We start from the raw sequence: 10,330 nt of genomic DNA on the forward strand, positions 1-10,330 counted from the left end.
TGACCCTCCTCAGACTGAAGCCCCGTAACTCCATTGAGATACCCGTCCACAACGCCCTCTCGTAGCCTATTCGCAGGAGTGGGGTTATTATGCTTGCCAGGTCGCCCGGGGTGACCGGGACGGCCCTCTTCCCCCTCTCCTTCCTCACGAACTCGACCTCTCTGTAGTCCCTCGCAACGAGGGGCATGATCCTGAAAGCGTAGGCCACCGCGTATGCGACCCCTTTGGGGACCCCCAGCTCCCTCTCGAGCCCCCTCGCCACCTCGACTGGTGTGTACTCGGTGATGAACCAGGAGCCGGCGGCAGCTATGAGGAGGAGCCTGAGCGACACCCTCACGAAGCCCTCTACTGCCCCGCTCCTCACCGGGTAGCCGAGGAGGTGGAACACGGTGCTCCCCGTGTTGTTGAACAAGACCGCGTTCACGAACACGCCGGTCAACCCGACGGCGTACAGGGCGTACACCCAGTAGACCCTCCTCAGCCTCTTAAACGAGGCGGCTAAACAGGCCAGTGACAGGGCGAGTAGGACGGCCTCGTTCTCTAGGACGAAGGCCGCTAGTGATAGCCCGAGGGCTGTCAGGAAGCCGAGGGATGCAGAAGGCCTAGCCAAGCCTCACACCCGCCGCCCTCAGCATCTCCAGCCCGAGCCAGACCGGGTCGACCTCTCTCAAACGCCCCCCGTCCACGAAGTACGCCCTGTCGGCCAGCTCCAGGAGTAGCCTCGGGTCGTGAGTCGAGACCAGTAGCCCGGCACCCCTCTCGGCCAGCGCCCTCACAGCCCTCACAAGCTCGCCGAACATCGCGTCGTCTAGGCCTGTACTGGGCTCGTCTAGGAGAATTAAGTCCCTGGAGTACCCGTAGGCGACGAGGTTGGCGAGCCACCTCCGCTGGCCGTGGCTCAGGGTGAACGGGTTCCTGCGTCTGACCTGGTCGAACCACGGGTACATGGAGGCGAGCTCGCTGAATGCCACGGACCTCGCCGCGTCCCTCAGCTCGCCCTCGACGGTCCTGTGTATAAACGTGAAGTCGGGGTGCTGGGGCACGTAGAAGGCCCTCCTCGCTTTCACCTTCCTGTAGGACAGCGGCTTGAGGAAGCCGGCTATGGTCTTCAGCAACGTCGTCTTACCCGACCCGTTCGGGCCGGCGACCACGACCACCTCACCCCTCCCCACGCGGATGCTGTCCGCTCTCAGCAAGGGCTCACCGTACCCTACGACCAGGTCCTCAGCCTCGAGGACCGACTCGCCTCCCTCCCTGCTTCTCGCTGACCGCTGAAGGGAGAGACCCGCGGTGGGCGGTGGGGAGTCCACCAGCACACCCCGCTCGATTCTGTAGGTCTTGTCGGCCAGGTCTCGGAAGAACAGTGGTTTGTGCTCCACGAGGAGGACTGAGAGCCCCATCCTCTTGGCCTTTTCCACGAAGTTCACCACGTTCTTCACCCCCCACGGGTCCAGGCTGGCGGTGGGCTCGTCGAGTATCAAGAGGCCTGGGTCGTGCACAACCGCCGAGGCGATCGTCAGCCTCCTCTTCTCGCCGAGGGAGAGGTTCTCGACGTGCTCGCTTGCCTTCGCGCCGAGGCCGAAGAACTCCAGCACCTTCTTGCTCTTCTCGACCGCCACCGTGGTCTCGTAACCCATGTTCTCGAGTGTGAAGACGAGCTCGTCGAGCGGTGTAGGCATCGCGATCTGCCTGTCGGGGTCCTGCAACACCACGCCGGTCACTAGGGGGACTCTCCGGAATCCGTGCGGGTCCAGCGGGTCTACACCGCCCAGCGATACCCTGCCCGTGACGTGGCCGTTGAGGAGGTGCTTTAACACGCCGGTGATCGCGAGTACTAGCGTCGTCTTGCCCGAGCCGGAGGGGCCGGTGACCAGGGCGACCTCCCCGTCTCCCAGCTCTATACTGGCGCTCTTGACCACCGGGCCGCCGTCGAGGCCGTAACTCGCTGTGAGGCCCTCTACTCTCAGCATACGACCGCCTAGAACCCAGTTATCGGTATGATGAAAACCCGGTTTATACGTGACCCTAGAGCCTGGGCTCCAGGAGCGAGTACGTCTGGTCGTCTGGGTTGAAAACCAGGTAGCGTAGGCCGTCCGGGGTGTACCTAGTGAAACCGTATATCGTGGGCTTAAGGCCCTGCTTCGCGGCCTCGACCTCCTCCGCCTTCAACCTGCCCACCTCTGCGTAGGCCCTTGACCTGTACTTGTCCACGAGTGCCGAGGGCCTCGTTTTCGCGAAGGCGAGAGACTCGAGGAGTTTAACGAGCGTTATGAGGGCGTCGTAGCCTAGGCTGAATAGGGGTACGGCGAAGTGGCCAGTGTGCCTGAGCGCTATGAAAGGCCTCGCCTTGTACATCGCGTCGATCAAGTTCTCCTCGCTGCCGACCTCCGCTACCGACACTTCTCTCGAGGCGAGGAGCTCTTTGAAGACGCCCGGCACTCTTGTCTCGGCTATGACCTGCGAGCCCCTGGGGGCGTTGAGCGTTATCAGCATCATCAGCTCCTCTGGCAGCAGTATCCTACCCTTCTCGTCCAGGACTACGAGCGAGGAGGCGTCGTTGTTCACTACAACGCCTAGCTCGGCCTCCGTGGCCCTGACTATGTCGGCCACTCTCTCGAGCTCTTTAGTGAACGGGTACATCGACTCGTAAGCCTTGGCCTTGACGTTGTGTAGGAGGACGTAGTCGACTTCCAGAGCCTTCAACACGTCGGGCACTATGGTGTCGGCGGGTGAGTACGCGGTGTGGACTACGACCCTGAACCCCCTCGTAATGATCTCGTCGACCTTAACGAAGCTGAGGAGGGCCGACACGTATAGCTTGTGGATGTACTCCGAGTACATGACCCAGCCTATCTCGCCCAGCCCAACCCTCTTGACCTCCGACTCCCCGATGCTCAACCTGCTCGCGAGTAGCTCGTAGCCGGGGGACTTGAACAGCTTTAGCATAACGGAGTCCTTCACGGAGTGCGAGGTCGTGAACAGGAAGCCACCCTTGGCCCCGAACCTCTTTATGCTGAAAGAGATCTCCCCGCTCAGCGACTCGTGGAAGTCCATTACCTCTACTCCCACGCTCATGAGCCCGGAGGTGAAGGCCCTCTTCAACATCCTTGACGCTGGGTTGTAGTCCCTCCCACTAACTACCACGGAGCCCTTGCCCAGCGCGGAGCCGAACTGCTCCCCTAGCCTCGCGGCCTCGTCCGGCGTGAAGTCCCTGTTCGGGACACCTATTATCCTGTTGTCGTAGAACTGGGGCACCTAGACCACCCTGTTGGGTAGGACTTTCGAGAAAACGTCCTCGGCGACCTTGTTACCCGAGCCGATAACGGAGTCGACAACCTTCACACCGTCACTTAAAACTGAGTCGTTCAACAATATAGACTCTCTGACGTACGTGTTGCGGCCGACGACCGCTCTCCGCCACAGTATGGAGTTCTCCACGCGGCTACCACGCCCGACGAAGTTACCCCCCTCCAAGCTCACGTACGGGCCTACCACAGCCCCCTCCTCTACAACTACGCCTTCGCCAATGTAGACCGGCGGCAGTATCTCGCCCCTCACGTCCGCGGTCTTGTGTACGTGCACCCCGCTGGACACCGTCTCGCCGTTCAACTTGAAGCCGGGGACGCCCCCGCTGATCACGTCCCACATCGCCCTCTTGTACTTCTCTATCGTCCCTATGTCCTCCCAGTAGACGCCCGGAGGGGCAACGTACCCGTAGCACTTGTAGCCCTCCTCGACCATGAGGGGGAACAAGTGCCTCCCGAAGTCTAGCAGGGACTTGTTAGCCATTATCAGCTTCATAGCATTGTCGCCCAGCACGTAGATGCCCGCGTTGACAAGGTTACTGTAGGAGCTCACGCCCTTCGTCTTGTAGAAGGCGAGGCTGAGGAGGTAGACCTCGAGGCTTACGGGCTTCTCGGTGAACAAGAGTATCCTCTTGCTCTCGTCCACCATCACGAGCCCGTACTGTAGCGGGTTGTCCACGCTGGTCAGGGATATGGTCGCGTCCGCGCCCGTCTCGCGGTGTAGTTTGTACTGGTCGCCTACGTCGATGTTCGTTACCAAGTCTCCCATGGAGACGACGACCTCGTCCCCCAGCTCCTCGGCTATGAGCCTTACACCGTCTATGGTGTCCTTCGAGTCGAGTATCCTGACCTCGGCGGGCAACCCCGCTGTCTCGGCGTACTCCTTGATCAGGGCCCCCTTGTAGTTCGCGGCGATGTAGACCCTGTGAAACCCCATCTCCTGAAACCTCTCGACGAGGTGGGCTATCAGAGGCTTCCCGCCGAGCGGTACCATGGGTTTGGGGAGGACCTCCGTTAGGGGCCTGAGCCGCGTGCCCAGACCTCCCGCGAGGATGACGACCGGTGGTCTCATCGAGTGTGCGACCTACTCTATTATTTGGCCAAAGGTGAATTTTAAATTGTCGCCCAAGTTACAAGATGATCTGGTGGACTCCTTGGTTTTCGAAAACGAGGTCGTGAAGGAGATCCTCGAGAAGTACAGGGCGATATGGGCAATAGGCCACGCCCAGGCCCTCCTCTCGTGGGACAGCGAGACCTACATGCCTAGGGGAGGAGTGGAGGAGAGGGCTGTCGCTAGAGCCGAGTTGAGCCTCTTAGCCCAAAAACTCATTCTCAGCCCCGAGTTCACGCAACTGGTCGAGAGAGCCGAGAAGATCGAGGGTCTCAACGACTACGAGAGGGGCGTCGTGAGGGTCCTGGCGAGGGAGATAAGGATCATGAGGGCCATCCCCCCGCGGCTGTTGGCGGAGCTCGAGAAGACGACGCAGGAGGCCATGCACGCCTGGAGGGCGGCCAAGGAGACCGACGACTTCAACAAGTTCAAGCCGTACCTGGAGAAGATCGTGAAACTGACTAGGGAGAAGGCTGACTACCTCGGATGGAAAGACCACCCCTACGACGCGCTGCTAGACTTGTACGAGGAGGGTCTGACGACGAGGGACGTCGACAACATCTTGACGCCTCTGACCTCGGAGCTGAAGAGAATACTTGAGAAGGTCGAAGCAGAGGGCAGGTACCCCAAGAAGCACCCGTTGGAGGACGTGAAGTACGAGAGGGCGTGGATGGAGGCCGTTAACATCGAGGTGTTGAAGATGCTCGGCTACCCGCTGGGTGAGAGGGCCCGGCTCGACGTGTCGGCCCACCCGTTTACGATCGAGATCGGGCTGGACGACGTCAGGATAACAACGAGGTACGAGGGGTTCGACTTCAAGAGGTCGCTCTTATCCACAGTCCACGAGTTCGGGCACGCGACGTACGAGCTACAGATAGACCCCGCCCTCAAGTACACCCCTATCGCGACGGGGGCCAGCCTCGGCGTGCACGAGGGGCAGAGCAGGTTCTGGGAGAACATCGTTGGGCGCAGCCGGGAGTTCGTCGAGTTGATCTATCCAGTGCTAAAGAAGCACCTCCCGTTCATAGAGAAGTACACTCCGGAGGACGTCTACTTGTACTTCAACGTAGTAAGGCCGAGCCTCATTAGAACAGAGGCGGACGAGGTAACGTACAACCTGCACATCGTGCTGAGAGCGAGGCTCGAGAAACTCATGTTAACGGGTGAGGTAAAAGTGGAAGACCTCCCAGAGCTGTGGAACAACTACATGGAAGAGCTGCTCGGAGTCAGGCCGGGCAGGCACAGCGAGGGTGTTCTCCAGGACATACACTGGAGCATGGGGTCTATAGGGTACTTCCCCACCTACACTCTCGGGAACATCGTAGCGGCGCAGATGATGTACGCCATGGAGAGAGAAGTCGGCCTCAGAGAAAAGGTGGCGAAAGGGGATTTCAGCGCTATCAAGGAGTGGCAGAGGAGCAGGCTGCACAGGTTCGGGAGCACCTACCCGCCGAAGGAGCTTCTAAGGAGAGCGCTTGGCAGCGAGTACAACGTGGAGTACCTCCTGAGGTACTTGAGAGAGAAGTACCTGGGCCACTAGTTTTATAAGGCCCGTTTTCCTCCCCATATATCAACATAGGTGGATATCCTAGTTTGAATCCGGTCGAGCTGAGCATTGTTCTCAACTCGGCCTCTACCGTCCTGTTCGTAGTAAGCTTGTTCTTCTCGAGCTCTATCAGCGTCCAAATAGGCGCGCTGAACGAGTTGACGGACACTGTTGGGCTCATAGCGATGATGGTCGGGCTGAGGAGGGTGCGTAGAGCCCTCGAGTACCCGTTCGGGGTAGAGAGGAGGTCTTACGCGACCAGCCTTATCGCCTTGATGATTTTCTCGGGCTCGATACTAGGGTTCGCGGTGAACAGGGTGGTGTCGTCTCTCGGCAGTGTGCCCGAGGTGTACTCTACACCCATCTCGCTCCACGCAGTCCTGGCGTCGACAGTCCTGAACACCGTGCCCCTATTCTACAGTGCCTACTACCTGGCGAGGGATAAAACAGACCCGGTCGCCAAAAGCACAATGGTGGACTCGTTAGCGGACACCCTCGTTGGGATCATCTCCTTCATAGCCCTCTACACGGGGTCAGGACTAGTTGACGTGATAGGCAGCATAATAATAACAGGAGTCGTAGTCGCGATATCCTTCTCCATTGGTTACAGATTCTACAGGGTGTTGACCGGTCACGCACCGCCGAAGAGCGTACTGGTTAAAGTGCTCAACAGCGTCCTCTCCCTCCGCGAAGTCAAGGACGTGAACGTCTTCAAGGCGGCCATGTTGACCGAGGACGAGTACCTCCTCGTGTTGGAGGTAGAGGTGGACGAGAACATGGACGTGAGGAGAGCAGAGGAGCTGGCCAACTCTATTGAGAGCAGGGTCAAGGAGGCCGACCCTAGGTTCAAGTACGTCTACATCGAGATCGTCCCCGCGAGGAGAGAGCCGCCGTCGTACAAGGAGATAATGAGTGAAATAACGTCCCTTGACGAGTAGCTCTCCTGTCGCTGTTGTCGCGCCTGGGTCTCCTGGACGACTCCTACGAGAGTCCGCGTCTACCAGGAGGTGTACTGGCTCTTGAGGCGCCTGATGAAGGACGCCACTTTGACGACGTCAAGCGTCTCCGCAGGGTCGTGGGTCCTTACGATGTGTGCCCCGTTGTATACGGCGATCGCGGTCGCGGCCAGGCTACCGTACAGCCTCTCAGCGGGGTCTCTACGGCCCGTTATCTCTCCTATGAACGACTTCCTGGACACGCCTACCAGGATGGGCCGCCCGAGCGCCCTCATCTTCTCTAGCTCGGCTAGGACCATGGAGTCCCACACGTACCACGGCAGTTCTTGGAACCTGTTGAACCCAATACCGGGGTCTACGACGATCGCCTTCTCGTCGACACCGCTATCCACGGCCCTAGATAAGGAGTCTTTAACCGCTTCAATGACCTGGTCGATCGGGCTGACGCCCCTCTTGTACGAAGGAACCCTGGCAACGACGATCAACGGCGCGCCGTAATCTCTCGCCACAGTAGCCATCCTGGGGTCCTCGCGCAGGCCAGAGACGTCGTTTATTATGTTTGCCCCGGCCCGGAGGGCCTCCTCCGCGACCCTGGACCTGGTGGTGTCGACGGATATCGGGATCTTGTCGCCGAACACGTCCCTGACGAGTTTTACGGCCCAGACGACTCTCTCCAGCTCCACTTCGAGCGGTACGTCCGTCTCAAGGTAGGGTGCTGTAGACCTTCCGCCGATGTCCAAGAAGTCGGTGTTGCTCTTCAAGAACGCCTCGACGGTCCTGATGAGCTCCCCCTCACTCGCTTTCACGCTACCCTTGTAGAAGGACTCCGGGGACACGTTGACCACGCCCATGAGCCTGACGGGGCTGTTGTCGCCCACCCTCACACCGGCTATCACGGCGTCGATCTGCGCCACGAGTACCGCCCCGTGAGTCGTGACTACACATCTAATTTTAAACGCTTTGCGTGATAGACGCTTACGAGGAAGACCGGCTGGTACAATGAGCGAGAGCGTAGTTGTCAGCAATCTTAGAAAGGTCTACCGGGGAGGAGTGGTCGCGGTCGACGGGCTGAGCTTCACCGTTAAGAGGGGGGAGATCTACGGGCTGGTCGGCCCGAACGGCAGCGGGAAGACGACTACGCTGAGGATAATCGCCACTCTGCTTAAGCCGACCAGCGGCGACGTTCTCGTGGAGGGTTACAGCGTAGTACGCCAGCCGATGGCTGTGAGGAGCATGATCGGCTACCTCCCCGAGGAGGCGGGGGCTTACAGAGACCTCACCGGCTACGACTTCATCGAGTTCATGCTCTCGTTAAGGTTCAAGGGGAGGGAGCTAGAGGAGAGGATCGACGAGGCGATATCGATAAGCGACTTAGGCGAGTTCATCGAGGAGCCGGTGAAGAAGTACAGTAAGGGCATGAAGAGGATTCTAGCCTTGAGCGTCGCGCTGGCCATTCACCCCAGGGTTCTCGTCCTAGACGAGCCCACCTCGGGCCTGGACGTGGAGAAGAGCATGTTTGTCAGGGAGCTGATCAAGAGGTACAGGGAGCGAGAGGGCATCACCGTGATCTTGAGCAGCCACAACATGCTCGAAGTGGAGAACCTATGCGACAGGGTGGGGATCATATACAAGGGAAAACTGATAGCGGAAGGGGAGGTACAAAGGCTTAAATCCGCTTACTCGGCCTCCAACCTCGAGGAGGTGTTCCTGAGGGCGGTGAAGCGCCATGGTGTTTAGGTCCCTCCTCAAGAGGGAAGTGAAGGCCTTCATCAAGAACCCGGGCTTCCTCGTAGCGATCTTAGTGATACCCCTCTTCTACGTTTCCCTAGGCTCTTTCATGAACACGGGGATAAGGTCAGTGGTCACCCAGAATACAGGTGTGATCGGGGTCGTAGACGAGGACAACACGGCCTTGTCTAGGGCTTTCGTAGCCTACTTAAACAACACGCTGAACGGCAGGGTGAGACTCGTCACAGGCGTCTCTGAGCTGCCTGGTTTCAGCACAATAGTTGTAATACCGAGAGGCTTCGGCAGCGAGGCCCTCAACTCCACCCCCAGGCTGGTCACGTACACGCCTCTCGGCTCCCTGTCGCTCACCAGCATAGGCTCTCTACCACCCCTACTGCTGCAGGGCTCTTTCAACGAGGCGCTCAGGTACGCCTTGGCGGCTTTGAGGTCGAACACTACTATAAACTTCTACAGCAACGCTACAGTGGGTCTAGACATAAAGATAGTGTACGAGGGGAGGGTGCTCGACTACGAGAGGGTAAACACCGACATCGGGTTCGGCATTGCGTCGACCTTCGTCGTCGCAATACTTATGTCCTTCACTATGGGCTTCGCCACTCAAGCAAGCGCCGTGGAGAAGTCTGAGAAGGCCTTCGAGCTGCTCCTGTCACAGCCTGTTAGGAGGGATTACATAGCGCTGGCTAAGATCGTAGCCTCTATCGTAGCGGCTGTCATAATGGGGGCCGTGCTATTCGGCAGTCTCTTCGCGTCCCTCTTCAGCATGTCTCTCTCAAGCCAGCTGACCCCCCAAGCCGCGGGTGTGAGCTACCCCGCTACGTCTCAAGTGATCGACCTGAACACGATACTGCTCATGCTGGTCACAGCGGTACTGGGCACACTTCTTTCAGGCGGTCTGGGTGTGGTCATTGGGGGCCTGGTCAGCGACGAGAGGACTGCCGGCATAATTGTGACCCCGCTTACGATGGTTATGATCGGGCTCGCCATAATAGTCCAGTTCACCGGGCTGGGCCTTAACATGCCTACCTCCGTGGTCTCGGGCCTCACGGTAGCCCCGATGCCGCTGTTGCTGAGCCTGTCGAGTACCGTTGGAGACTACACGTACTTCTACGTGGCTCTTGCCTCGAGCTTGGCAGAAGTGGTCGCTGTGTACGTGCTCGCCTTCAAGGTCTACAACAGCGAACTCGTCGTGACAGGTCTACAACTAAGAGGGAGGGCAAGAGGGGGGAGCTAGCCCCCGCCCGAAACCAGGCTGCTCAGGTAGCCTGCTACGTCGCCTACATCGCTCGACGCGTAGTATACGCTGTAGCCTACGAGGTAGTACCTGTACTGGGGGTAGCCCAGAGAGGCCCAGTAACTGCTCCAGGACCTCATGATCGAGGCGATGTCGCCGGAGGACGGGGCGTAGTCGCTCCTCACTTTCACGAGGCTCGCGAACCCGTTGGAGAGCAACCAGGCCTTGACGTCCGGGTTGACCGAGAGTGGCGGTATCCTCACCGTGTAGGTGGAGGCCCCCCGGGCGAGGTCGATCCTCAAGAACCAGCTGTACCCGTTGAACCAGTCGCCGGCGAGGTCTATCAAGTACCAGGCACCGTCAGCGTAGGTCACCACGGCTACGTGCCCGTAACCCCGGCTCTCGAAAGCCACCAGGTACGTGTAGTTGTAG

At 59.2% G+C, this 10,330-nt stretch carries 10 protein-coding genes; 4 read left to right on the forward strand and 6 right to left on the reverse strand.

The genetic code is table 11. From position 1 onward, the window contains the following. The 4 genes from ACP5VX_RS05315 to ACP5VX_RS05330 all read right to left on the reverse strand — a co-directional run. Positions 1 to 610, reverse strand: a 610-nt coding sequence (locus tag ACP5VX_RS05315) for an energy-coupling factor transporter transmembrane component T (protein WP_428724851.1), incomplete at its 3' end; no start/stop codon positions are given. Then, entirely contained in the window at positions 603 to 1,970 is a 1,368-nt protein-coding gene (locus ACP5VX_RS05320; protein WP_428724852.1) for an ATP-binding cassette domain-containing protein, read from the reverse strand. The genes ACP5VX_RS05320 and ACP5VX_RS05315, both read right to left, overlap by 8 nt. Before the next feature lie 55 nt (positions 1,971 to 2,025). Beyond that, positions 2,026 to 3,255: a phosphoglucomutase gene (locus ACP5VX_RS05325; protein WP_428724853.1), complete on the reverse strand. Its 1,230-nt coding sequence runs from the start codon at positions 3,253 to 3,255 to the stop codon at positions 2,026 to 2,028. Then, entirely contained in the window at positions 3,256 to 4,377 is a 1,122-nt protein-coding gene (locus ACP5VX_RS05330; protein WP_428724854.1) for a sugar phosphate nucleotidyltransferase, read from the reverse strand. Positions 4,378 to 4,459: 82 nt separating this feature from the next. On the opposite strand from ACP5VX_RS05330, the gene ACP5VX_RS05335 reads away from it, so the two are divergent. Together ACP5VX_RS05335 and ACP5VX_RS05340 are read left to right on the forward strand one after the other, a co-directional pair. After that, positions 4,460 to 5,956 (forward strand): carboxypeptidase M32, encoded by a 1,497-nt coding sequence (locus ACP5VX_RS05335; protein WP_428724855.1) that lies wholly within the window; start codon positions 4,460 to 4,462, stop codon positions 5,954 to 5,956. A 53-nt stretch (positions 5,957 to 6,009) separates the two neighbouring features. Then, positions 6,010 to 6,900: a cation diffusion facilitator family transporter gene (locus ACP5VX_RS05340; RefSeq protein ID WP_428724856.1), complete on the forward strand. Its 891-nt coding sequence runs from the start codon at positions 6,010 to 6,012 to the stop codon at positions 6,898 to 6,900. Between the two features lie 59 nt (positions 6,901 to 6,959). On the opposite strand, the gene folP is transcribed toward ACP5VX_RS05340, so the two are convergent. Beyond that, positions 6,960 to 7,832: a dihydropteroate synthase gene (folP, locus tag ACP5VX_RS05345; protein ID WP_428724857.1), complete on the reverse strand. Its 873-nt coding sequence runs from the start codon at positions 7,830 to 7,832 to the stop codon at positions 6,960 to 6,962. Positions 7,833 to 7,917: 85 nt separating this feature from the next. Between folP and ACP5VX_RS05350 the strand changes: the two genes are divergently transcribed. Further along, positions 7,918 to 8,655 carry an ABC transporter ATP-binding protein gene (locus tag ACP5VX_RS05350; protein ID WP_428724858.1) on the forward strand — a complete coding sequence of 246 codons (738 nt, stop codon included), beginning with the start codon at positions 7,918 to 7,920 and terminating at the stop codon, positions 8,653 to 8,655. Further along, entirely contained in the window at positions 8,645 to 9,898 is a 1,254-nt protein-coding gene (locus ACP5VX_RS05355) for an ABC transporter permease (RefSeq protein ID WP_428724859.1), read from the forward strand. Before ACP5VX_RS05350 ends, ACP5VX_RS05355 begins: the two co-directional genes overlap by 11 nt. On the opposite strand, the gene ACP5VX_RS05360 is transcribed toward ACP5VX_RS05355, so the two are convergent. Beyond that, a partial coding sequence (locus ACP5VX_RS05360; RefSeq protein WP_428724860.1) for a hypothetical protein occupies positions 9,895 to 10,330 on the reverse strand: 436 nt, incomplete at its 5' end. The genes ACP5VX_RS05355 and ACP5VX_RS05360 overlap by 4 nt on opposite strands.

It is taken from the genome of Thermogladius sp. (assembly GCF_049970955.1).
In the GTDB taxonomy this organism is placed as follows: Archaea; Thermoproteota; Thermoprotei_A; order Sulfolobales; family Desulfurococcaceae; genus Thermogladius.

What these genes read in the sequence shown, in the direction of transcription:
- ACP5VX_RS05355 (WP_428724859.1), top strand. Translation starts at nt 8,645, where the DNA reads ATGGTGTTTAGGTCCCTCCTCAAGAGGGAAGTGAAGGCCTTCATCAAG.
- ACP5VX_RS05330 (WP_428724854.1), bottom strand. Translation starts at nt 4,377, where the DNA reads ATGAGACCACCGGTCGTCATCCTCGCGGGAGGTCTGGGCACGCGGCTC.
- ACP5VX_RS05350 (WP_428724858.1), top strand. Translation starts at nt 7,918, where the DNA reads ATGAGCGAGAGCGTAGTTGTCAGCAATCTTAGAAAGGTCTACCGGGGA.
- ACP5VX_RS05320 (WP_428724852.1), bottom strand. Translation starts at nt 1,970, where the DNA reads ATGCTGAGAGTAGAGGGCCTCACAGCGAGTTACGGCCTCGACGGCGGC.